This is a genomic window from Mesoflavibacter profundi (assembly GCF_014764305.1).
Taxonomy (GTDB): Bacteria; Bacteroidota; Bacteroidia; order Flavobacteriales; family Flavobacteriaceae; genus Mesoflavibacter; species Mesoflavibacter profundi.
On record NZ_CP061703.1, the window covers coordinates 507,219 to 531,250 of the forward strand.

The 24,032-nt window shown below is 32.3% G+C and carries 20 protein-coding genes; 6 read left to right on the top strand and 14 right to left on the bottom strand.

What is annotated here, in order from left to right; translation table 11 throughout:
* Positions 1-30: 30 nt before the first annotated feature.
* From IFB02_RS02335 to IFB02_RS02380, 10 genes are all read right to left on the bottom strand, one after another.
* On the bottom strand, positions 31-1,011 hold the full coding sequence (locus tag IFB02_RS02335) for an FAD:protein FMN transferase (protein ID WP_191072981.1): 981 nt from the start codon (positions 1,009-1,011) through the stop codon (positions 31-33).
* A 3-nt stretch (positions 1,012-1,014) separates the two neighbouring features.
* A complete protein-coding gene (locus IFB02_RS02340; RefSeq protein WP_106686660.1) occupies positions 1,015-1,392 on the bottom strand; it encodes a Na(+)-translocating NADH-quinone reductase subunit F in 378 nt (125 codons plus the stop codon).
* Between the two features lie 115 nt (positions 1,393-1,507).
* Positions 1,508-2,332: a T9SS type A sorting domain-containing protein gene (locus IFB02_RS02345; RefSeq protein WP_191072982.1), complete on the bottom strand. Its 825-nt coding sequence runs from the start codon at positions 2,330-2,332 to the stop codon at positions 1,508-1,510.
* 20 nt (positions 2,333-2,352) lie between these two features.
* Positions 2,353-5,643, bottom strand: a complete 3,291-nt coding sequence (locus tag IFB02_RS02350; protein ID WP_191072983.1) for a M43 family zinc metalloprotease — start codon at positions 5,641-5,643, stop codon at positions 2,353-2,355.
* 190 nt (positions 5,644-5,833) lie between these two features.
* Entirely contained in the window at positions 5,834-7,144 is a 1,311-nt protein-coding gene (gene nqrF, locus IFB02_RS02355; RefSeq protein ID WP_106686657.1) for an NADH:ubiquinone reductase (Na(+)-transporting) subunit F, read from the bottom strand.
* A 1-nt stretch (position 7,145) separates the two neighbouring features.
* The gene (gene nqrE, locus IFB02_RS02360) at positions 7,146-7,880 is read right to left on the bottom strand and encodes an NADH:ubiquinone reductase (Na(+)-transporting) subunit E (protein WP_106686656.1); all 735 of its coding nucleotides are present in this window, start codon (positions 7,878-7,880) and stop codon (positions 7,146-7,148) included.
* Positions 7,881-7,916: 36 nt separating this feature from the next.
* Complete coding sequence (locus IFB02_RS02365; protein WP_106686655.1) at positions 7,917-8,561, bottom strand: NADH:ubiquinone reductase (Na(+)-transporting) subunit D; 645 nt, start codon at positions 8,559-8,561, stop codon at positions 7,917-7,919.
* 2 nt (positions 8,562-8,563) lie between these two features.
* Positions 8,564-9,319 carry a Na(+)-translocating NADH-quinone reductase subunit C gene (locus IFB02_RS02370; RefSeq protein WP_106686654.1) on the bottom strand — a complete coding sequence of 252 codons (756 nt, stop codon included), beginning with the start codon at positions 9,317-9,319 and terminating at the stop codon, positions 8,564-8,566.
* Positions 9,320-9,322: 3 nt separating this feature from the next.
* On the bottom strand, positions 9,323-10,537 hold the full coding sequence (locus IFB02_RS02375; protein WP_106686653.1) for an NADH:ubiquinone reductase (Na(+)-transporting) subunit B: 1,215 nt from the start codon (positions 10,535-10,537) through the stop codon (positions 9,323-9,325).
* Positions 10,537-11,892, bottom strand: a complete 1,356-nt coding sequence (locus IFB02_RS02380; protein ID WP_191072984.1) for a Na(+)-translocating NADH-quinone reductase subunit A — start codon at positions 11,890-11,892, stop codon at positions 10,537-10,539. Before IFB02_RS02380 ends, IFB02_RS02375 begins: the two co-directional genes overlap by 1 nt.
* A 162-nt stretch (positions 11,893-12,054) precedes the next feature.
* Between IFB02_RS02380 and IFB02_RS02385 the strand changes: the two genes are divergently transcribed.
* Entirely contained in the window at positions 12,055-13,311 is a 1,257-nt protein-coding gene (locus IFB02_RS02385; protein ID WP_191072985.1) for a type IX secretion system plug protein, read from the top strand.
* 90 nt (positions 13,312-13,401) lie between these two features.
* Positions 13,402-13,788, top strand: a complete 387-nt coding sequence (apaG, locus tag IFB02_RS02390) for a Co2+/Mg2+ efflux protein ApaG (RefSeq protein ID WP_191072986.1) — start codon at positions 13,402-13,404, stop codon at positions 13,786-13,788.
* On the opposite strand, the gene IFB02_RS02395 is transcribed toward apaG, so the two are convergent.
* On the bottom strand, positions 13,785-14,774 hold the full coding sequence (locus tag IFB02_RS02395) for a DUF6695 family protein (RefSeq protein WP_223878865.1): 990 nt from the start codon (positions 14,772-14,774) through the stop codon (positions 13,785-13,787). The genes apaG and IFB02_RS02395 overlap by 4 nt on opposite strands.
* 164 nt (positions 14,775-14,938) lie before the next feature.
* Here IFB02_RS02395 and pruA point away from each other — a divergent pair, with 164 nt between their 5' ends.
* Positions 14,939-16,567, top strand: a complete 1,629-nt coding sequence (pruA, locus tag IFB02_RS02400; RefSeq protein WP_106686648.1) for an L-glutamate gamma-semialdehyde dehydrogenase — start codon at positions 14,939-14,941, stop codon at positions 16,565-16,567.
* A 98-nt stretch (positions 16,568-16,665) separates the two neighbouring features.
* Entirely contained in the window at positions 16,666-19,023 is a 2,358-nt protein-coding gene (locus IFB02_RS02405) for a T9SS type A sorting domain-containing protein (RefSeq protein ID WP_106686647.1), read from the top strand.
* 140 nt (positions 19,024-19,163) lie between these two features.
* Here the strand turns inward: IFB02_RS02405 and gldC are convergent, their stop codons facing one another.
* Both gldC and gldB read right to left on the bottom strand, forming a co-directional pair.
* The gene (gldC, locus tag IFB02_RS02410) at positions 19,164-19,496 is read right to left on the bottom strand and encodes a gliding motility protein GldC (protein WP_165569182.1); all 333 of its coding nucleotides are present in this window, start codon (positions 19,494-19,496) and stop codon (positions 19,164-19,166) included.
* Positions 19,496-20,467, bottom strand: coding sequence for a gliding motility lipoprotein GldB (gldB, locus tag IFB02_RS02415; protein WP_106686646.1), 972 nt, complete (start codon positions 20,465-20,467; stop codon positions 19,496-19,498). Before gldB ends, gldC begins: the two co-directional genes overlap by 1 nt.
* An 86-nt stretch (positions 20,468-20,553) precedes the next feature.
* Between gldB and nadE the strand changes: the two genes are divergently transcribed.
* Both nadE and IFB02_RS02425 read left to right on the top strand, forming a co-directional pair.
* Positions 20,554-21,342: an NAD(+) synthase gene (gene nadE / locus IFB02_RS02420; protein ID WP_106686645.1), complete on the top strand. Its 789-nt coding sequence runs from the start codon at positions 20,554-20,556 to the stop codon at positions 21,340-21,342.
* 106 nt (positions 21,343-21,448) lie between these two features.
* On the top strand, positions 21,449-22,075 hold the full coding sequence (locus IFB02_RS02425; protein WP_191072987.1) for a response regulator: 627 nt from the start codon (positions 21,449-21,451) through the stop codon (positions 22,073-22,075).
* Here the strand turns inward: IFB02_RS02425 and dnaG are convergent.
* Positions 22,070-24,028, bottom strand: coding sequence for a DNA primase (gene dnaG / locus IFB02_RS02430; RefSeq protein ID WP_191072988.1), 1,959 nt, complete (start codon positions 24,026-24,028; stop codon positions 22,070-22,072). The genes IFB02_RS02425 and dnaG overlap by 6 nt on opposite strands.
* Positions 24,029-24,032: the final 4 nt, after the last annotated feature.

Genomic DNA, 24,032 nt, shown 5'->3' on the forward strand with positions numbered 1-24,032 from the left:
TTGCTGATTTGTCTATTTATCTTTCTGAATCTACTCAGGAAAACCATTAAAAGACTTCGTTTCTAACTCGCCTTTTTCATTTTCAAAAATTAAATACGCTTGTAATTCTAAATGCTTTGCTAAAAATTTTTCAACTCTTTCTATTCCCATTGCTTGAAATGCTGTAGCATAACCATCTGCCATCATACATTTATCTGCAATTACAGAAACACTTAAAATATTGGTTCGTGTTGGATAACCCGTTTTTGTGTTTATAATGTGCGCGTATTTATTACCGTTTTCGTCTACTTTAAACTTTCTATAAGTACCAGAAGTCGCCATAGCTTTATCTGTAATACCTATGATCTTAGAATAGCTTTGAGAACCATCAAAATTTGGATTTTCTATCCCAATTGCCCATTCTTTTTGTTTGTTTAGATGAATTCCTTTTGCACGAAGTTCGCCTCCAATATCAACTAAATAATTTGATATGCCTTTACTTTCTAAAAAATCTGCTATGACATCTACACCATAACCCTTTGCTATTGCATTAAAATCTATAAAGGTATTCGGAAGTTTTTTCACCTTACTATTTTCAAGACCAACACGATTAAAACCAACTGTTTTTATCAAACTATCTACTTTAATACTGTCTAAAGCGGTTTTAGTGTTTTCGGAGCCAAAATTCCAAGCGTTGACTAACTTTCCTATAGTTGGATCAAAAACACCTTCTGTTTGCCTATAAATTACTTTAGACGCTTCAAAAACTGTCTTAAAATGGTGATCAACTTTTACATTTATACTTCTGTTAATTTTAGATATGTCTGAAGTTGAAATGTAATTAGACATAGAATTATTTAATACTTTAAATAAACTATCAAATTGCTTTTGATAATTACTGGCATTGTTATCATAATATTGAATTTGATAGGCTGTACCAAAAACTGGACCTTGAACTTTAATTAATTCATGTTCCTTTTTACAAGAACATAAAAAAAGTAAAATTAATACTATAGAAAATTGTCTGAACATTGATTAATTTAAATTAGTTTCTATTACTTGAATCCCGTTATATTCCATTAAATATTCTTCATTTAAAAATACTGGCAAATGGTCTCCGTTTGGATTACCTAAACCTACTCCAGCATATAATACTTTTGCGTTTTTGCTTTGGGCATGTTTTTTAAAAGATTCCATCCAAATTACATCGTAATTATTCGGATTTTCGGGTAATATCACGGCTTTAACAATCACAAAATAATATTGACTATTCTTGTCTATACAAACAAATTGCGGATGTCTTTTTAGCTTGCTATTTATTGCCACAAATTCAAATCCTCTTGATTCTAAATCTTTACCAACATGATTCATTGCTAAATTATGAAGGTCTTGTTTTGTTAATTCTTTTCCCATATTGCAAAAATAACAGATATTTTAATCGATAAAAAGCTAAAACTATATATATTAAAAAACCCAATACATTTCTGTATTGGGTTTAAATTACCTTTAAATTAATTTATGCTAAATTTTACTGCTTTACTAATTTAACAACTTTATTAGCAGTAGTAGTTTCTATATTTAAGAAGTATACACCTGGTGCAACATCTGCAATATTAATAGTATCTAAGTTAGATGATTTAGTTAAAACTAATTGACCGTTAATAGAATAAACTGATGCTTTAACAACCTCGTTATCTAAACCTGCAATATTAATAATTCCGTTTGTTGGGTTAGGGAAAATCTTAATTTGCTCTAACGTATTAGTAGTTACTCCTAAAGTTGAAAAACTATGAGAAATAGTTCCTGATAAACCTGTTGGAGTTAAAATTCTATTACTATAGTTTACAGTAGCATCATCTGTAGTATCTGCTTGCATGTAAGCATCTAACTGAGTTCCTGCTGTATCAGCTTCAGTAGAATTATTTTCTAAAATTCTAATGTTACCTGAAGTTGGATCTCCTGTAACAGTTAAAGTCACGAAGATTACTGGATTTGCAGCATCGTTTGGAGCAGCAATATTAACAGGAGCATTTAAGTTATTCGAAAATAAAATAGCATCTTCTGTTGCTGATCCTCCTACAAGATTGGCGTCAAAACGATTTTCTGTTGGTGATTGACCTAAAAAATAGTCTATCGTATAAGTAACTCCATCTGGAACAAGGATTGTAAATCCGTATCCTTGTACAGATGTTTGAAAGTTAGATGTTGTAGTGCTTGGTACAGCAGCAACACTATAACTATACGAACCATTATCTATAAGTGTATAGGTATACTCTGTTTGTGCATTAGCACTATAAGATAGCAATGTAATTGCTAAGGTTAAAAATATTTTTGTGATATAATTTTGTTTCATAATTGTTTGTATGGATTAATTTATTGAGGTAATTGTTCTGTAATTTCGTATGTTGTAGTATTTAGGAAGTTTCCTGGATGTGATAATACTAATTGTAAAATTTTTGGTGTATCTGGAGTTGCTCCAGTATACTGCGTATTTCCATCCATGTTAATATCATAATTACTATATCCTGACACTGAGTATGTCGCAGTGTTTAAGAAGTTTCCACTATCATTTAAAACAAACGAAAGTAATGTTGGAGAATCTGCATTAGCACCAGAATACTGGATAGAAGTATTTCCATCTACATTTCCTGCCCATAATCCCATAACTCCAGATCCTAAATCTGTTTGTCCATTAGATCCAAAAGTAGAAAGACCATTTGTAAAGTCTACAACACTAGCTGTAGCAGTTAATGCAACAGTATTTAGAGACATTGTACCTAAGTGGTTTCTGTGATTAACAACAACAAAGTAATCTTTTCCTGGAACTGTTAATGTTAAAGGAGAAACACCATCTACATCAACCACATCTCCGTCTCTTTGTAATAAAGCAGATGTACTAGCAGATATTGTCGTATTATTAGTTGCATCACGTAACTCTACCCAAACCCAGTCAACAATAGCATCGTTACCCGTAACATTAAATACTGCAGCATCACAAGTAATTGCATCTGAATATGGTGAAGTTGTAGGTATATAACCATTTAATCTTAAATCGTCATTCATTAAAGTACCATTAAACGCTCCAGACAAAAATAATCTTGGAGAAACTCTACTTCTAAAAGCTCCTTCAGCTCCTAAATAGTATGTACCGTTTAATCCTGTAAAATCACCTGATAAACTATAGTCTGAACCAAACGGAGTTGCAGTTAACGCTACTACATCGTCACTTCCTGCTCTATGCGCATAAATATCATTTACTGTTAACCCAGTTGCTCCTGTAAAACCTGCTACTTCAGCAGCAGTTACATAAAATTCTACAGTGTTATTTCCTGAATTAGTAGTATTAGTAGGTGTAATTGTAAACGTTTTGTCCATTACTAAATTAGTACCTGCACTACCATTGTATGATTGCGCATTTGTTCCAGATCTAGATACAGAAGAATCTACACATCCGTAATCAAAACCATCGTTATTTGTTATACCTAACATCACATCATTAGATCCACTATCTGATGGGTAAATTGTACCTGCAGATGGTAAAATTGAAAAATCGTTTGAAACAGTTGAATTCACTGCTGTTTGAACAGCTCTTGGTCCTGGTCCTCTAACAGCAAAGTTATCTACTACAACACCTTGTGCCCAACCACCATCATCATTATAGTGAATTGAAAGATGAACAACTTGGCCTACGTAAGCAGACAAATCTATTGTAATAGTCTGAAAAGGCACATTTTGAGCCGTTCCAGTTCCAGTAGTACCTAATTGAGCAGCTAAAGGCCAAGTTGCTCCTCCATCAAGAGACAACTCTAATGTTAAAGTACCTCCGTAAGTATCATCAAAAGAATAATCAAATGAAACTTCTGCCGAACTATAATTTGTTAAATCAACTCCACCTGTAATTTCCATTCTTTCATCACTCATATCACAATTACAATCATCATCATTTATATATGCGTAATTAGTAGCATTACCTGTTGGATTAAAATATCCTGCATCTGGAAAAGTAGTATTATTTCCTATAGCAAAATCAGTAGCAGAAGGTGCTCCTGTTACAGTCCACTGACCAAAACCAGATTCAAAATCGTCTGAGAAAATATCTTGTAAATTTCCACCTTGTGTTGGTAAAATATCGTCATCATTTATTGTTAATGTGTAAGCAGAATTTCCTACAGTAGCATCTCCACCGTTATTATTTAACGTAAATGTTAAGTCAATAGTTTCATCTCCTTCTATAAAATCATCGTTATAAACTCTTAAAGTTACCGATTGGTTTGCAGTTGCTCCAGCACTAAAATTAACTACATTATTAAGTAAAACGAAGTCATTAGAATCTGCAGTACCACCATTTACCGATACATTAGCTGTAGCGTTTTGAGATGGACCTTGAGCAATACTTAAATCTACAGTCACATCTGTAAAAGAACAATCCGATCCTTCTACAACGTTTGCTGAAGAAACAGCAAAAGAAACTGAAGGTGAAGGAGCATTTCCTGTAGTAGAATTTGGAAGTTCTGATCTTCCAGGAGAATTTTGCATTACAGTAACCATTCTAGCTACTTGATCTGCAGTAAAAATATTCATACATGTATCATAACTATAATCCATGTAATTCTCTACCATGTCTCTTTGATCACCTGCACCATCATTACATGTATCAGCAGTTGTAGGACAACCACTACTAGAACCACCTTGTGTTGGTGTATCGTTACAAAAATCATCTACATTACAATTTCCATCTCCCCAAATATGTCTAAGTCCTATCCAGTGACCTATTTCATGAGTTAATGTTCTACCAGCTGCATAAACACCACCATTTGGATGTGGATTAGCAACTGAACCTATTGAAGTATATAAACAAACAACACCATCTGTATTGTTTGGCTCATCTGTAGTTGGCATTCCAGGTAAAGTAGAGCCTTCAGGGAATTGAGCATACCCTAATAATCCACCACCTAAGTTTCCAGTCCAGTTATTACAATATAACGTACGGTCCCAAATTGTTGCAGGTTTAATTGTGTTTTCAAAATCTGCTTGAGATAATTGACCTGGATAACCATACACACGATTAATTCCAGGTTCTGCTAAAGGATTTCCGCTTGGATCTACTTGCGCAGGAACGAAAACTATTTGAGCGTCTGCTGCTACTGCTGCCCAAGGACCAGAAGCTGCTCCAGCTTGGTTACTAAAATCTAAATTTAATTGATCAATTTGAGCATTTACATATTGAGCATCTAAATCTGCAGCATCACCTGGTGAACCTGATACTACGTGAAATATTATTGGAATATTATAAACAGGCATTTGCGCTGCAGAAGCGTTTCCGCTTGCAACTCTAGCTGCTTGTTCAGCCTTGTAACTTTGAACTAAAGGAGCTAACCAATCTTCAAATTGTTGCTTAGACCTTCTATTAGGGTTATTAGCTCTAAGTTGTTCATTATACTCTTCAGTTAAACATCTTACTACACCGTTTTCGTTTAAAAAACGTTGATTTTCTTCATTTAATTGTAGATTTCCATTTACATTTGAAGAATTTGAATTCTTCTTTTTTGTAGGTTTTACAGTGTTTATTTGATCTTTTGAAGTAATTACTCCAGTTTGCCCGTAACTAAAGTTGATACTTAAAACACAAATACACACAAAAATTAATTTAGTAATTTTTCTCATAGTATTTAGGGAAATTTGTATTTAGTCGGACAAAATTAACCCTTTAACCTAAAAAAACAACTTATTGTAAGTGTTTTCGACAAATTACTCTATGATTGAAAATTGTTCGGTAAAATCGGTATTTTACCGATAAAATAATAAAAGCCAATGCGTTAGACATTGGCTTTTATGATATCGAGGTGTTATTAAATTATCCTCCGAAGTCGTCAAATCTGATGTTTTCATCTGGTATTCCAAAATCTTCACCCATTTTTTGAACAGCTTTATTCATTAATGGTGGACCACAGAAATATAATTCTATATCTTCTGGTGTTTCATGATGGTTCAGATAATTATCGATCACACAATTGTGAATAAACCCTACAAAACCATCTCCTTCTTCGTCATTGATATCTTTTTTAACTTTCCAGTTATCTTCTTCTAAAGGCTCTGAAAGTGCTAAGTAGAATTTAAAGTTAGGGAATTCTCTTTCTAACTCACGGAAGTGCTCTAAGTAGAATAATTCTCTTTTAGAACGACCACCATACCAATAAGTAACTTTACGTCCTGTTTTTAATGTTTTGAATAAGTGGTATAAGTGAGAACGCATTGGTGCCATACCTGCTCCTCCGCCAACATATAGCATTTCTGCATCAGAATCGTTGATAAAGAATTCTCCATAAGGTCCAGAAATCACACATTTATCACCTTTCTTTAAATTAAAAATGTAAGATGAAGCTACTCCTGGATTTACATCCATCCAACCGTTTTTAGCTCTATCCCATGGTGGTGTAGCGATACGAACGTTTAACATGATTTCTCTACCTTCTGCTGGGTAAGAAGCCATAGAGTATGCACGTTCAACAGTCTCATCATTTTTCATTACTAATGGCCATAAACCAAACTTATCCCATTCTGCTTGAAATTTATCTGGTGTTTCATGTTCTTCAGGATGTGCTGTAATATCTATGTCAGAATATTTCACTTCACATTTAGGAATTTCAATTTGAATATATCCTCCTGCTTTGTAATTCATATCCTCTGGAATCTCAACAACAAATTCCTTTATAAATGATGCAACATTATAGTTACGTACAACAGTTGCTTCCCATTTTTTAATTCCAAAAACTTCTTCTGGAATAGTAATTTCCATGTCTTGTTTAACTTTTACCTGACAAGCTAAACGTGCTCCATGTTGTAACTCTTTTCTTGTAAAATGTGGTGTTTCTGTAGGTAAAGCTTCTCCTCCACCTTGTAACACATGACACTCACATTGTATACAAGTTCCTCCACCACCACAAGCAGATGGTAAAAATATTTTTTGATTACCTAATGTTGATAATAATGTTCCTCCTGAAGATACTTGTACTTCTTTTTCACCATTAATTTTAATAGTTACTGGTCCAGAAGGTGATAACTTTTGTTTTACAAATAATAATAACGCAACTAAAATTAGCGTAATTACTAAAAATGCTATGACAGTTGTAAAAACTGTTCCTAATGTACTTGCTGCTAAAATCATGTTACTTTACTGTTGTATTGTTAACTATGCTTTGGTTAGTTTGAGCAACCTTGTCTTTGTTTGTTTTGTCAATTGTTTGGACTTGCTCTGTAGTATCCTTTTTAGCAGATTCTTCATCGCCACCAGTTAACATTCCTCCAAAACTTAAAAACCCGATTCCCATTAATCCTGTTATAATAAATGTAATTCCTAATCCTCTTAAAGGTGCAGGCACACTACTATATCTAATTTTTTCTCTAATTGCTGCTATAGCTAAAATTGCTAAAAACCATCCTATACCAGATCCAACACCATAAACTGTAGCCAAACTTAAAGTTGGTATTTCTCTAGACTGCATAAATAATGAGCCTCCTAAAATCGCACAGTTTACTGCTATAAGTGGTAAAAATATACCTAATGAGTTATATAATGATGGTGAGAATTTTTCTACAACAATCTCTACTAATTGAACCATTGTTGCAATAGTTGCAATAAACATTATAAAAGATAAGAAACTAAGATCGTAGTTTGCATATTCTTCTCCTAACCAAGATAAAGCTCCTGGTTGTAATACATATTGATCTAATAGCCAGTTTACTGGAACAGTAACAGCTAATACAAAGATAACTGCTGCTCCTAAACCTACTGCTGTAGATACTTTTTTAGATACAGCAAGGTAAGAACACATACCTAAGAAGGTTGCGAATACCATGTTATCTACAAATATTGATTTAAATAATAATTCTAAATATTCCATATGATTTTGAGTTTTCAGTATAAATACTGCTACTTATTAATCTTCTATTAATGCTTTATTTTTACTACGTTGTACCCAGATTATCAATCCTACGATTATTAATGCCATAGGAGGCATTAACATAAATCCATTGTTTTCGTAACCTAAAGCATATACGCCAGTTTTTTCTACAGGATCTCCTAATACAGGGAAACCAAATAATGTTCCTGAACCAAGTAATTCTCTAAAAAATCCAACTATTATTAAAATTACTGCATAACCTAAAGCATTACCTATTCCGTCAAGGAAAGATTTCCATGGTCCGTTACCTAAAGCAAAAGCCTCAAAACGTCCCATAATTATACAGTTAGTAATAATTAAACCTACAAATACAGAAAGTGTTTTACTTAACTCATAAGCAAAAGCTTTAAGTACTTGATCTACTATAATTACTAATGCTGCAACTACAATTAATTGTACAATAATTCTGATTTTTGAAGGAATGATGTTTCTCATTAAAGAGATCACTACATTGCCTACACCTAAAACGAATAATACAGCTATACCCATTACTAGCGACGCTTTTAATTCTGCTGTAATTGCTAACGCAGAACAAATCCCTAATACTTGAATTGTAATTGGGTTATTATCTGCTAATGGATCTGTAATTAATTTAGCGTCTTTTTTTGAAAGTAGTCCCATATTTAGTTCGCTTTATTTTTTAATGTTTGAAAATAAGGCTGATATAATTTAAGATCATTTTTAATCATTGCAGAAACACCATCTCCTGTGATTGTTGCACCTGCTAATGCGTCTACCTCATTATCGTCTTTGATTTCATTTTTAGGATCGTTATTACCTTTTGCTACAGTAATACCTTTAAAAACACCATTGTCTGTTAAAAGCTTTTCACCGTAAAAATCATCCATGAAATAACGTTGTTTTATGTTAGCTCCTAATCCTGGAGTTTCACCTTTATGATCGAAGTAAACACCTTGAACAACCATGTCTTGATCCATTGCTACATATCCCCAAATTGCATCCCATAATCCTTTACCGTAAATAGGTGCTATGTAAAAAGTCGTTCCGTCCTTTTCTCCTACAAATAATGGTAATCTTCTAACGCCTCCACTTTTTGCTTTAGCTTGTTCTTTTTTTACATCTATTAAATAAGCATTTTCATCTTCTTTAATATCGTTACCATTAATAACAATTTGTTTAGTGATGTATTTAGAAAAAGCATCGGCAACTTTATCTGTAGAGATAAAAGCAACATCAGATTCTCCGTTATCATTTACACCCATTGCATAAAGGATGTTTTGTTGTTTTTCCATTCTTTCATTTTCGGCAATTGTAGGCTTTAATGAAGCTGCTGTAAATGCTAATAATGCACCAACAACTACTACCATACCAATAGCGAATAGAATTGTATATATATTACTATCTGTTTTATTTGACATGACTTAAGCTGTTTTAACTTTTAAACGTTTCATTCTACGTTTTACATTTCCTTGTACTACGTAATGATCTATAGTTGGTGCAAAAACATTCATTAATAAGATTGCTAAGAAAACACCTTCTGGATAAGCCGGATTAAACACACGAATCATAATTGAAATGAAACCAATTAAGAATCCATAAATCCATTTACCTTTATTAGTTTGAGAAGCCGTAACAGGATCTGTTGCCATGTAAACTGCTCCAAACAAAATACTACCTATAATTAAATGTTGCCAGAAAGGCACACTCATTAATCCAAAGAATTTGCTTCCTTCGCCTATCCAACCTGCTTCTACAACACCATTAAAAATTAATCCCATTGTTAAAGCTCCAACTAGTGTAGAAACGATTATTCTCCAACTTCCTATTTTAGTAAAGATTAAAAATAACGCACCAAGAATGATTAATAATTTTGAAGTTTCTCCAACCGAACCTGGTATGAAACCATAAAACATATCCATATAATCTATTCCTGCTAAACTACTATTTTGAGCGTATGCTCCTAATAATGTCTCTCCTGAAATAGCGTCTGGTGTTCCTGCTCTTTCTACAGCTTCATGAACCCAAACCTTATCTCCTGACATCCATGTTGGATATGCAAAGAATAAAAATGCACGAATAGTTAATGCTGGGTTTAGGATATTCATTCCTGTTCCTCCAAACACTTCTTTTCCTATTACAACACCAAAAATCACAGCTACTGCTAACATCCATAATGGAATATCTACTGGCACGATTAATGGCACTAACATACCTGTTACAAGGTATCCTTCTTCTACTTCGTGACCTTTAATTACAGCGAAAATAAATTCGATTAAAAGACCAACTCCATAAGATACTATAACTAAAGGTAAAACTGTCCAAGCTCCAACAATAAAGTTGTCCCATGTTAAGAAATTACCAAACAAAGATGCTTCTCTAGTTATACCTGCTGCTGCATCTATTGCTGCATAATGTTGGTAACCTGCGTTGAAAATACCAAATATTAAACATGGTACTAATGCCATGATAACAGTATTCATTGTACGCTTTAGGTCGTCTGCTGCCTTTACATGAGTTCCTCCGTGAGTAGTCTCGTTAGGCAAGTATAAAAAAGTATGAATTGCATTAAATGCAGGAGCCATTTTGGTTCCTTTATACTTTTCTTTTAAATTGTGTAAATTACTTTTTAAACCCATTATCCTATCTCTTTAAGCATTAAGTCTAATCCTTCTCTAATTATTTTTTGATGTGGTTGTTTTGACACACAGATAAATTCGGTTAACGCGAAATCTTCTGGTGCTACCTCATACATCCCTAAAGCTTCCATTTCATCTAAATCTTTATACATACAAGATTTTAAGATTTGTAATGGATATATATCTAATGGGAACACTTCTTCGTAACTTCCTGTTACTACAAAAGCTCTATGCTCTCCATTTGTATTTGTATCTAAATCGTATTTTTTGTTTGGTGACAACCAAGAAAACGTTAATGCTCTTGATGTAGAAATCTTATTAAAGATTGGCTTATTCCATCCAAAAAACTCATAATCATCACCTTCTGGAATTACTGTAATTATATTACTGTAGTAATCTAAAAATCCATCTGGTTTTATTTGTTTTCCTGATAATACATTACCTGAAATAATACGGTCGTTACCGTCTTTATCCACGCCATTATCATAAACCATTGTTGCTACTTCGCTTCCTATTTTAGTACGGAAATAACGTGGCTTTTTAACAGAAGATCCTGCTAAAGCAACAATACGCTCTGCATTAAATTTTCCTGTTAAAAATAACTCTCCAATAATTACAAGGTCTTGCGCGTTTAATGTCCAAACCACTTCTCCTTTATTTATTGGATCTATTTTGTTAATTTGTGTTCCTACATTTCCAGAAGGATGCGGACCAGAAACCTTATGGATAGTTGCATCTTTTATGTTAGAGAAAGGTGAATTACTGTTTTTTCCAACAGACACATTAACATTGCCTTCTGTAAGTTTGCTTAATGCCGTTATTGCTGCTTGTAATTCTGCCTCTTTACCTTGTAAAGTAAAATCTAAATCTGCAGCTAATGGAGCACTAGCATACGCTGAAATAAAAATTGACTTTGGCGTACTGTTTGGTTTTGCAATAACATCGTAAGGTCGTTGTTTTACAAATGCCCAACATCCAGATTCTAATAATCTAGATTTGATTGCCTCAGCAGTTGCAGTATTTACATCTAAAGATCCAAAGTCTTGGTAAGATTGCTCATTATCGGCTTGAATTTTGATAGATAAAATTCTTCGTTTTTCACCACGAGCTATCTCGATAATTTCTCCAGAAACAGGAGATACAAACTTAATGTTTTCGTTAGCTTTATCGTAAAAAACAGTATCACCTGCTTTTACCTTATCACCAACTCTAGCTACTAACTTTGGAATAACTTGGTGAAAATCCTCTGGTCTAATCGTGTAAAAGTTGCTAACTATAGCATTTTCAGTCACCTTTTCGGCTTCACCTTTTAACTTAATATCTAGACCTTTTTTAATTTTAATGTCGTTTGACATATTATTTAAGTCATTTTAGTTAAAAAAAATCGGTGCAAAAATACAAACTTTATGCTTCAAAACTAACCTTTAACAGTTCTTAAAACTTTATTTATACTAATTCTAAATAAGCAAATATGCTTAGGCATTCTTTTTGCTTATATTTACCAAAATATTTATTTGATGTCTTACAGATTATTTAAAATTATAACTCTTTGCTTTTTTGTTAGTTACAATTTAACAGCTCAAAAAGCAACTGAAATTACGCCTCCAGATTACTTAAAAACAATCTATTTTAATGGCGGAACTTCTGAAAGCCAATTACCTATTATTAAACTTGGTGAAGAATTAATACTAGAGTTTGATGCACTAAACGGTCAAGAAGAAGATTATTACTACGAAATTAAACACTACAACTTTGATTGGACACCATCGCAATTAGTAGAATCTGAATATTTAGATGGTTTTGACGAGCAACGTATAAGAAATTATCAAAACTCGTTTAACACCTTACAGACTTTTTCGCATTACAAATTATCTATACCTAACCAATTTACTAAAGCGATAAAGGTTACTGGAAATTATATGATTACAATCTATGATGATTATGACGATATAGTTTTTTCTAGAAAATTTATGGTTTACCAACAACAAGCAAATGTTGGTGTAGCAATTAAAAGATCCAGAAATGTAAAAGAAATAGACCAGAAACAATCTGTTGATATCACTATTAATTCTAGCCAAATACAATTTGTAAATCCTAAACAAACCGTAAAAACAGTTGTAATACAAAACAACAATTTAAAAACAGCTATTACCACCTTAAAACCTCAATATATATTAGCGAATGAACTTACCTATCGCTACAATGAAGAGTCTAGTTTTTACGGTGGAAACGAGTTTTTATATTTTGAAAATAAAGAAATTAGAGCTGCAAGTAATGGTGTGCAATTTATAGATCTTAAAGACCTTTATAACACCTATTTATTTACAAATGTATCTAGAGCTAGTCAAAGATATACTTACAATCCTGATATTAACGGAAATTTTAAAATCACCGCATTAGATGTTAATAACCCAGATACCGAAGCAGATTATGCTAGAGTACATTTTACATTGCAATACAAAGCACTTAAACAAGGACAACATATTTACGTTTACGGCAACTTTAATAATTATGAAATTGAAGACTTTAATAAAATGGAATATTTTGAAGATGAAGGTGTTTACAATACCTCATTTTTACTAAAGCAAGGTTTCTACAATTACAAATATGTTATAGTAAACAAAGACAAAACAATAGATCACACTGCAATAAGCGGTAGTTTTTGGCAAACAGAAAACAACTACAAAGTATTAGTTTACTACAGAGAACTTGGTGCTAGATATGACCAAATTATAGGTTTAGGTGAAAAAAACTCGGTAGGAATTACTAATTAATCGTTAAAAAACCCAATATAAAGCCTTTAAAACCATAAAATTAGACTATTATTTCTTATTTTTACACCACAAGAATTGGCATAATCTATTATGGTACAACAAATTACAAAAGGAATTAAAATCTCTGTAGTAACAAATTTTGAAGGGACATTTTATAAAAATTATAAAATTCACTTTGCGTTTGGTTACCAAGTTACCATAGAAAATCAAAGCAAAGATTATGTTCAGCTTAATTCTAGAGAATGGATTATTTACGATGCTTTAAATAAAAAAGAAGTAATAACTGGCGAAGGTGTTATAGGCAAAAAACCAGTAATTAAACCAGGCGAATCTCATACCTATTCTTCAGGTTGCTTACTTACGTCTCCATTTGGTGCAATGCGTGGTTTTTACAATATGGTTAATTTTACAACTACAAAAGGGTTTAAAGTTGCAATTCCTAAATTTAATTTAAGCACACCATTCGCCATAAATTAATTCAATCTATCAAATCTGTACACTTTATCTTTTTGTTTGACATGAAAATAACTACAATTAGAATAGTGCACAAATTCCCATTGCGTGTAATAATCAAACGCTTTATCATCTACTAAAAAAGTAGCGTGTACATCTATATTTCCGTAAGGAGAAATTCGTCTAAATTCAAATTGACATTCTTCATCTAAATCTATTAATTCAAACCAAGCACCAGCAGCAATTCCAGATAACCATTGTGCTTTTTTAGAAATCCCATGTATAGGTTTTGGCAATTGTGTACCAATTAGATTTGGCGTATGATTTTTTAATCGATCTAAAAAACATCTAATATTTTCAGAAGTTTGAGAACCTTTAAAGATTGAAATTTCTCCAGTTTCATCAACCTTAAACACTTGATTTTCTGTATTAGCGATTATTACATTACCTACCGTACTTGGCGTAAACCATTTACTGCGTTTTAATTGTTTTCTAATTCCATCACAAGTTACACCTGCAATTAATGCATCGGTTACAAACCTAGCGCAATTACAAGCATCTTTCTTAAAAGCTGCATAATAAATAAACGATTTTTGCTGCATTTTTTTAATATGAAGCTTAGCCTTATTATAATTTACACGCTTACAAACCGAAGCAAGCAAAATACCATCGCCATGAGTTAATTTAGGATGCGTCCCTAAAAACGAAAGTATTTCATCTAAATTTTCAATGTCATCATTAACGATAGTAGCTTTTAGTGGAAAATCCAATTCGTTATCTGTAAGTTTACCTCTAACTCTACCGGTTGGTTCTGGTGTAATATATCGACCAAAATCATGATATTCTAATTCTCCTGTTTTCTTATTAATTAATACCATTGCAGCATGTCCTGCTCTAACATAATCCTGTTTTCCTATCCCAAAATATTTTAAATAAGGAGAATACCACTCTTCTGCGACCATTACAATGGTTTCTGGATACGCCAATGTTAAAATTATAGCATCATTCATTATTAATTATTTATGGATATACTTAGATCTATTAACCTCAAGCAACTTACAAAAAAAAATCATGAATTAAATAACTAATATCAATACAGGATTACCCTTTAAAACGATTTTAAAATTGTACCTTTGTTTGACAAAATTTTAGAATTAAAACTCAAATTTCAATTATGGGAAAAGGATTTTTTAACGTACCTATTGCAGTTAACGAACCTGTAAAAAGTTACGCTCCAGGATCGCCAGAACGTGAAGCGGTATTAGAAGCATACAAAACAATGATCAACACTCAAGTTGATGTGCCAATGTACATTAATGGACAAGATGTTACAACAGGAAACACAAGAACAATGTCTCCGCCTCATGACCATAAACATATTGTTGGAACTTATCATTTAGCTGAAAAAAAACACGTTGAAGAAGCAATTAACACTGCTTTAGAAGCAAGAAAAACTTGGGCAAATACACCATGGGAACAACGTGCTGCTATATTTTTAAAAGCTGCCGAATTAATTGCTGGTCCTTACAGAGCAAAAATTAATGCTGCTACGATGATTGCTCAATCTAAAACTATACATCAGGCTGAAATAGATTCAGCTTGCGAGCTTATAGATTTTTTACGTTTTAACGTACAATATATGACCGATATTTACCATGATCAACCAGAAAGCACAAGCGATGCTTGGAACAGGTTAGAATATCGTCCATTAGAAGGTTTTACTTACGCTGTTACACCTTTTAACTTTACTGCAATTGCAGGTAACTTACCATCTTGTATGGCAATGATGGGTAATGTAGTAGTTTGGAAACCTAGTGATTCTCAAATCTATTCTGCAAAAGTTGTTATGGATGTATTTAAAGAAGCTGGTGTACCAGATGGTGTTATTAACGTTGTTTTTGGTGATCCTGTAATGATTACAGATACCGTTTTAGACAGTCCAGATTTTTCAGGATTACACTTTACTGGTTCTACATTTATCTTTAAAGAATTATGGAAAAAAATAGGTAACAACATTCATAACTATAAAACTTACCCTAAAATAGTTGGAGAAACTGGAGGAAAAGATTTTATTGTTGCACATAAATCTGCTAACCCAAAACAAGTTGCTACTGCAATTGTTAGAGGTGCTTTTGAGTTTCAAGGTCAAAAATGTAGTGCAGCTTCTAGAGCTTACATTTCAGAAAGTATTTGGAACCAAGTTAAAGATTATGTTGTTGAAGATGTAAAATCTTTTAAAATGGGTTCTCCAGAAGATATGAATAATTTCTTCACAGCTGTAATACACGAAGGATCTTTTGATAAACTTGCTAAATATATAGATCAAGCAAAAGCAGATAAAGATGTTGAAGTTTTAGTTGGAGGAAACTATGATAAATCTAAAGGTTACTTTATAGAACCTACTGTTTTACTTACTACAGATCCAAAATACACTACAATGCAAGAGGAGTTATTTGGTCCAGTAATTACAATTTACGTATTTAAAGACGATCAATTCTCTGAAACTTTAGAATTAGTAGACAACACAAGTGAATATGCTTTAACAGGTGCTATTTTAGCGCAAGACAGATATGCTATTGTAGAAGCTACTAAAGCATTACAAAACTGTGCAGGTAATTTTTACATTAATGACAAACCTACTGGTGCTGTAGTTGGTCAACAACCATTTGGTGGCGCAAGAGCATCAGGAACCAACGACAAAGCTGGTAGCGCATTAAATTTATTACGTTGGGTTTCACCAAGAATGATTAAAGAAACTTTTGTAACTCCAACAGATTACAGATACCCGTTTTTAGGCGAATAATTTTCTACGCTTTTCGATAAACTGAGCTGAAAGATTTTTCTTTCAGCTTTTTTTATTTTAAATAATTCGTATATTTCGCCTCCAAAAATTAAGAATATATGAAATATCGCTACTTTTTTTTGTTAATTTTTTGTTTTTCTTTAAATGTAAATGCACAAAACAAATTAAAAAATATTGACAAATCTAATCTAGAAACTTCTATTTTAGTTCCAATTTCTACATTACATAACATCAATAAATATCAACAAAACACAAACAGTTCTCATTCTTTTTTACAAACTTACAATCTAATTAAAGCTGGAGATTTTAATAATAGATTTCCTGCAATCAATGAAAAAGAATTAAGATACGCTACCGAAAATCAAGTTGTGCCAATTGGAATTTTAAATGTAGATTTTGAAAACATAAAACCTGAGGCTTTCTCTGATGGTAGAATTGCGTTAGATGCTAACCAAAATATTATAAATACCACTGGAAACAATTCGGTTTTCAATAAAAACACCATAAGTATTGCGGCGCCTTTATTTTTAAAACATAAAGGTTTAAAAACTAAATTTATACTTAATGATCAAAACATTTATAATACCACAAATAAGCAAATTGCAAGTGTTAGCATAAACTTTGGAAATGGTTTTATTAACCTTCCTTTTAATCAAGCAATTACTATAGAATTTGAAACTGCTGGAAGCAAAACATTAGACACTAAAATTCTATTTACAGACGGAAGCTCAAGCATAAGCAAATCTACCATAGATATTGTCTTGTCTGCTACCGATTTAAATAGACAACAAAACATGGCTATCACTACGTTTAATTCTACAATTACACCAGACTTAACTGCTTACGGTGAAGCAGCTAATTTTGGAACTGGAGAATACGACATTTACCTTAGTAGTGATAATATTTTAGACAAGCCTATCATTGTCTGTGATGGTTTTGACCCTAGTGACTCTAGAGACATTCCTGCAATATACAGTCTATTAGATTTTACGTACGATAATGGTACGTTTTCTAACCTTGGTGACGAGATGAGAACCGAAGGATTTGATATTGTCGTTTTAAATTTCCCTGTGTATACAAGAGCATCTGATGGTGTAACTATTGATGGTGGCGTAGATTTTATTGAAAGAAACGCAATGTTACTTGTGGAATTAATTAACATTATAAACGCTCAAAAAGTAGGTATCGAAGAAAATGTAATAATAGGTCCAAGTATGGGCGGATTAATCTCTAGATTTGCTTTAAACTATATGGAGAACCAAAACATGCCACACGATACTAGGTTATGGATTAGCTTTGATTCACCTCAACAAGGTGCTAATGTTCCTATTGGGTTTCAAAGTTTATTTAACAGGCTTGCTTATGGATTAGATGTTGGAGGACTTGGTGGTGACCAAAGTATAGTATCTATTCAACCTATAATAGACGGAATGCTAAAATCTCCTGCTGCTAGACAAATGCTACTTGATCAATTTGAAGCTCATTTAGCTGCTGGTAGTGATGTAGATTTTGACCCAACAATACTTTTACCAACGCCACATCCATTTCATTCTGTTTTTTACAATAGTTTGAATAGTTTAACAACTTCTGGTTACCCAGAAAGCGTTAGAAAAGTAAGCATTATAAACGGAAGCGGAATAAACGCAAGATATCCAGATAAAACTGGTGCAGATATTTTACCTGACCGCGAAATTTTAAACACCTTTATCCCTGATGTTGCAACAGGAACAGATGCCACTTTTAAAGTTAGATTAACACCTTACAACAGTACAACTAACGAAGTAAGCTACATATTTTTAGATCTACCATGGTATTGCTTTTGCGGTGACTTTACAAATACTGCAGATAGCCAAGCATTTAATTATACAGACGGTATAGATGCTGCTTCCGGTGGATTATTTGATCTTGGTGGATTATCTGGAAGTTTAGGTGACGATCCAACTATTAATGCATTTTTTAACGCATTACAAATAGACTATTTTAACTTTATACCAACAGTTAGTGCTATGGCACTACAAATAACTAACAATGAAGTTAATTGGTACCATACACCTACTAATTTAGTAACAGGTAGATTAGCCGTAAACAACATAACACCTTTTGACAACTGGTACATGCCAGATTCTAACGAGCCTCATGTAACACTTACAGAACCAAATGTTGCATTTGCTAAAAATGAAATTAACCCAACTTCTTTAAGCACTAATTTGTTTGAAGAAAACAAGTTAACTCTAGTAAAAAACCCAATAAAGAATACTATAATACTTAACAGTAATAAAGACATTAAAAATGCTAAAATTACTGTAACAGATATTACTGGTAAGATCTTATTATCTACAACCAAAAATATTAGTCAAAACACAAATATTCCAGTAAACTTTGCAAGTGGTGTTTACCTTTTAAGTGTTACAGAAAACACTAATGCACTAGGTCAATTTAAAATAGTAGTTAAATAATTTGACTACCATTAGTGTATTTTAATTTTAAATATCACATTTAATTTAGCGTCATTTCGAGTAGATTTTAATCAATATTAGATCATATGTTCTACTCGGAATGACTAATTTTACCTAAGTAACCAACAGTGTTTTAGCTACTATTTTTTAAGTTCTAATTTTTCAGCAAAGTAATCACAAAAATCTTTCATTGTAGCAGACATTTTTTCGTCTTGTGTTGCACGATGAAACGTATTACTCATAGCTACCAATGTTTGATGAAAAAACACTTTCATCTCGTCTACTGGCATATCCTTAGTCCATAAATCTATACGTAAAGACTCTTGTGCTTTACTGTCCCAAACAGACAACATCATAGCCTTAGCTTCAGCATTTTGTACGCCGCCATCTTTTGCTGTCCAGTGTAATTTTTCTGGAACTCGGTTTTCATCTAATTCTACATTTAATTTTATTTCAGAAGTAATATTTGCCATTATTTGTTTGGTTTATATTTAGCGTTATTAAAAATAGTTTGAGCTGGTGTATTTAAAAGCTCTACTAAACTTACATCATTTTTTTCGGCATAAGATTTTACAATTTGCCAGCCTATATATCGTCCAACTCTACCTGGAGAATCGTTATCTATTTGTTCTAAATAAAATTTAGAAAATGGCGCAGGATTTATAAATCTATTTGGCAGTTTTGCATCTGTGCTAAAAAGCAATTCTTTTTCTACAAAATACCTCCAAATATAGTCTTCGTTAGATTGCACCCATTCTAACTGTTGTGGTGTATACTTGATTTTTTGGGCATTAGATTTAAAGGGAATAATTTTATCTTTAAAATATAAAATCTTACCGTGATAAATCATTTCATCTAAAAGCGTCTTTCTATTGGTATCTAAAATATATCGCTTTGCATAAGCATCTGCAAGATCAGAAACGATATATTCTGGCTCCATTTGCTGTGCTAAATACTTTTGCATACCTTGATAAAACTTATGGTTTTTCCCTAAATAAGTATCCAACTCTATTAATGTAATTGTATCTGTTACAAAAACTCGATTTTGATGCACTACACGATCATTAAAAGTTATTATTCTTGGGATTTTTGTGGTAGGAAAATAAAATTTTAAATGTTGATACATTAATTTTATTTCGTTAGTTTCAGTTTTAAAATCCTTAAATTTTTCTCTGGTTTCTTTAGCTATTTCTATATCTAAAGTATCTGCTTTTCGTTCTAACCAAAAAGAATCATCATACTGCGAAGCAAACATAAACGGATAAGCATCTTTTAATTGACTAAATTGACTTGCAGGAGTATCTGTAAATGCAATATCAAAACGTTCTACATTTAAGTCTACGTTAATATTAGCTACTTCTTCACTTACTTTATCATTATTGTCTTTACAATTAAAAAGTAGAAATAATGCTAATACCGAAAAAATATACAATCTATAAGACATATACTAAACATAATTTTTATTAATAGCTGCTTTGCTTTACATTTGTTAGAACAAAGGTACTACACTTTAACTTAAATTCTAAGATTATGCAAACAGAAAAAGTTGTTAAACATATTGTAAACTGGTTAAAAGATTATGCTAATAACGCTAAGGTTAATGGATTTGTTGTTGGTATTTCTGGCGGTATAGATAGCGCTGTAACTTCTACCCTATGCGCAGAAACTGGATTAAAGGTTTTATGTATAGAAATGCCTATACACCAAGCCCAAAGTCACGTAAGCAGAGCGCAAGAACATATTAAACAACTTAAAGAACGCTATAGCAACGTAGAAGACATTAGAGTTGATCTAACTCCAGTTTTTGAAGAATTTAAAACCGAAGTATCTTTAGATGGCAAACAAGCTACTGTAGATATGGCATTGGCAAATACTAGAGCTAGATTAAGAATGACTACTTTATATTACCATGCAGGTTTATTAGGGTTATTAGTAGCAGGAACAGGAAACAAAGTAGAAGATTTTGGCGTTGGTTTTTATACTAAATACGGTGATGGTGGCGTAGATTTAAGTCCAATTGCAGATTTAATGAAAAGTGAAGTTTATAAAATTGGCGAATTTTTACACGTGCCAAACTCAATAATTGTGGCTGCACCTAGCGATGGACTTTTTGGCGATGCTAGAAGTGACGAAGACCAGATAGGCGCTAGTTATCCCGAGCTTGAATGGGCTATGAAGATGAACGAGCAAGGAAAGACTTTATCTGATTTTTCTGGCAGAGAATATGAAGTTTTTAAAATATATAAACGTTACAATACCAATAATTTACATAAAATGAATCCTATCCCTGTTTGCAAAATCCCCAATGAACTACTATAATTTTTGAGAGTTTTCTATTTTTTACATAACTTTACACTCGCTATTATTATTTTTCTATAAACTCGCTTATCTATCTTTTTAGATAAACATTAAAAAAATTTAAACCATGGTTAAACTATTGGTTGCAGACCAGTACCCTATTGTAACCAAAGGGTTAGAGCTTGTGTTTGCAGACTCGCGCGATGTAAAAATTGTAAAAACAGTAGCGGATGGTGAAGCTATATTTGAAGCTTTAAAAGACACATCTGTAGATATCCTAATGTGTGACATTGATTTACCAAAACTTAACGGTATTAGTGTTTTAAGACGATTACGCAAAGATTATCTTAATATAAAAACTATAATTTTTAGTGGTCAACAAGAAGATGTTTATGCTATTAGCACTATTAAAGCTGGAGCAGACGGATTTTTATCTAAAACATCAGATTTACTTACACTAAAAGACGCTATTATGAAAGTGCATCTAGGCGGTGTATATTTAAGTCCAAGTCTTTCTAGTAAAATTGCATTAAGCAAAACTAAAGGTGGTAAAGGTGGTTACTTTAAAAAATTATCTACCAGAGAAGTTGAAGTCCTTAAGTTACTATCTGGCGGAAGACGTAATAAAGAAATTGCTGAAGAGTTAGATATAAATGAAAAAACCGTAAGTACTTACAAAGCTAGATTAATGAAAAAACTAAATGTTTCTAATCTAATAGACCTTGTAAGTCAAGCAAAGAATTTAAATTTATAACGCTCGGTTTAACTTTCTAGACAATAACATTTTTAAACCAGAATAATCTTTTACTTCTTCTAGAATCTCTTTATTGACTTCGGTTTTATTTTGTAAGGTTTGTTGCTGGAAGTAGGCTACTTTTTGATCTATTAAAAAGCACCTTAAAGTCAAAATAGTTTCGCTAACTAATTGAGATACTGTATCTGTTTTTTCTTTAGGAAAAATATTATTACGTTTCCAATCTGCTAACGTGTAACGTTCGTCTTCCATTAAAATGGAAGTAATTTCTTGCGCCAAAACTGGATCTATTGTGTTTATTAAATTTTGAATTTTAAACTGCGGATCTTGATTTAGTGTTTCTATTATTTTAAAATAAATGGCTTTAAATTGCGGATTTAAAAACTCCATTTCATCTTCTTGAAGATCTAGATATATTTTTTCAAATACTCTGGCTTCTTGCACCACTTTTTCTAGACCTAATTCTCCATTTTCTTTTTCTTTTAAAATAGAATCTTCAAATTCTTCTTTTCTATCACCGTATAATAATAGAATTTCTATAATCTTTCGTTCTAATTCATATTGCACATCAACTTTTCTAACAGGTTGCTCGTGCTTTATTACATTAAACGCCTTTTGTGTTGGTTGCGATTTAGCTACAGCTTGATCAGATTCCTTTTTATTTAATTGCGCTAAGGTAGAAAACAACACTTCTTCGCTAATATCCATTATCCTTGCACATTCTTGGATATAAACTTCGGTTTTTATTCTATCTGGTATTTTAGAAATACTTGTTACAATATCTCTAATCGTTTCGGCTTTTTTAATAGGATCATTCTTAGAGCTTTCGTACAAAACAGAAGCTTTAAATTGTATAAAGTCTTTTGCGTTTGCTTCTAGGTATTCAGTCAACTCGGTTAAAGAGTTGTTTTTTGCAAAACTATCTGGATCTTCACCTTCAGGAAATGTACAAACTTTTACATTCATCCCTTGCTCCAGGATTAAATCTATTCCTCTTAAAGATGCGCGCATTCCTGCAGCATCACCATCAAATAATACGGTTATGTTTTTGGTTAACCTATTTATTAATCGTATTTGATCACTTGTTAAGGCTGTTCCAGAACTGGATACTACGTTTTTTATTCCTGTTTGATAAAATTGAATTACATCTGTATAACCTTCAACTAAATAACAATTATCTTCTTTTGCTATACTTTGCTTTGCGTGGTAAATACCATATAGAACTTTACTTTTATGATAAATTTCGCTTTCTGGACTATTTAAATACTTAGCAGCTTTTTTATCGTTGGTTAAAATTCTACCTCCAAATCCTAACACACGACCACTCATACTTTGTATAGGAAACATGACACGACCTTTAAAGCGGTCAAATTGCTTATTTTCCTTAACTATAGTTAGCCCAGTTTCTTCTAAAAACTCTAATTGATAACCTTGCTTGATAGCTTGATCTGTAAATGCGCTCCAATCGTCAAGAGCATAACCTAAATCAAACTTTTTAATTGTTTGCTCGGTAAAACCGCGTTCTTTAAAATAACTTAAACCTATAGCTTTGCCTTTATCGGTATTGTGCAATATATTTTGAAAATATGTGTTTGCAAATTCACTAACTAGATACAAGCTTTCGCGCTTATTTTGCGCTTCTTTTTGCTCGTTGGTTTGCTCGGTTTCTTCAATCTCAATATTATACTTTTTCGCCAGATATTTGATTGCTTCTGGATAAGTAAAATGCTCGTGTTCCATTAAAAACGCAACAACATTACCGCCTTTACCTGTACTAAAATCTTTCCATATTTGTTTTACAGGAGACACCATAAAACTTGGTGTACGCTCGTCTGAAAAAGGACTTAATCCTTTAAAATTACTTCCAGCTTTTTTAAGTTGAACAAAATCGCCAATTACTTCTTCTAACCTAGCTGTTTCGTAAACTTGATCTATAGATGTTTTAGATATCAAAGGA

Excerpts from the sequence above, each read along its gene's own strand:
- IFB02_RS02335 (WP_191072981.1), bottom strand. The coding sequence starts at position 1,011 with ATGTTCAGACAATTTTCTATAGTATTAATTTTACTTTTTTTATGTTCT.
- IFB02_RS02340 (WP_106686660.1), bottom strand. The coding sequence starts at position 1,392 with ATGGGAAAAGAATTAACAAAACAAGACCTTCATAATTTAGCAATGAAT.
- IFB02_RS02345 (WP_191072982.1), bottom strand. The coding sequence starts at position 2,332 with ATGAAACAAAATTATATCACAAAAATATTTTTAACCTTAGCAATTACA.
- IFB02_RS02350 (WP_191072983.1), bottom strand. The coding sequence starts at position 5,643 with ATGAGAAAAATTACTAAATTAATTTTTGTGTGTATTTGTGTTTTAAGT.
- nqrF (WP_106686657.1), bottom strand. The coding sequence starts at position 7,144 with ATGATTTTAGCAGCAAGTACATTAGGAACAGTTTTTACAACTGTCATA.
- nqrE (WP_106686656.1), bottom strand. The coding sequence starts at position 7,880 with ATGGAATATTTAGAATTATTATTTAAATCAATATTTGTAGATAACATG.
- IFB02_RS02365 (WP_106686655.1), bottom strand. The coding sequence starts at position 8,561 with ATGGGACTACTTTCAAAAAAAGACGCTAAATTAATTACAGATCCATTA.
- IFB02_RS02370 (WP_106686654.1), bottom strand. The coding sequence starts at position 9,319 with ATGTCAAATAAAACAGATAGTAATATATATACAATTCTATTCGCTATT.
- IFB02_RS02375 (WP_106686653.1), bottom strand. The coding sequence starts at position 10,537 with ATGGGTTTAAAAAGTAATTTACACAATTTAAAAGAAAAGTATAAAGGA.
- IFB02_RS02380 (WP_191072984.1), bottom strand. The coding sequence starts at position 11,892 with ATGTCAAACGACATTAAAATTAAAAAAGGTCTAGATATTAAGTTAAAA.
- IFB02_RS02385 (WP_191072985.1), top strand. The coding sequence starts at position 12,055 with ATGTCTTACAGATTATTTAAAATTATAACTCTTTGCTTTTTTGTTAGT.
- apaG (WP_191072986.1), top strand. The coding sequence starts at position 13,402 with ATGGTACAACAAATTACAAAAGGAATTAAAATCTCTGTAGTAACAAAT.
- IFB02_RS02395 (WP_223878865.1), bottom strand. The coding sequence starts at position 14,774 with ATGAATGATGCTATAATTTTAACATTGGCGTATCCAGAAACCATTGTA.
- pruA (WP_106686648.1), top strand. The coding sequence starts at position 14,939 with ATGGGAAAAGGATTTTTTAACGTACCTATTGCAGTTAACGAACCTGTA.
- IFB02_RS02405 (WP_106686647.1), top strand. The coding sequence starts at position 16,666 with ATGAAATATCGCTACTTTTTTTTGTTAATTTTTTGTTTTTCTTTAAAT.
- gldC (WP_165569182.1), bottom strand. The coding sequence starts at position 19,496 with ATGGCAAATATTACTTCTGAAATAAAATTAAATGTAGAATTAGATGAA.
- gldB (WP_106686646.1), bottom strand. The coding sequence starts at position 20,467 with ATGTCTTATAGATTGTATATTTTTTCGGTATTAGCATTATTTCTACTT.
- nadE (WP_106686645.1), top strand. The coding sequence starts at position 20,554 with ATGCAAACAGAAAAAGTTGTTAAACATATTGTAAACTGGTTAAAAGAT.
- IFB02_RS02425 (WP_191072987.1), top strand. The coding sequence starts at position 21,449 with ATGGTTAAACTATTGGTTGCAGACCAGTACCCTATTGTAACCAAAGGG.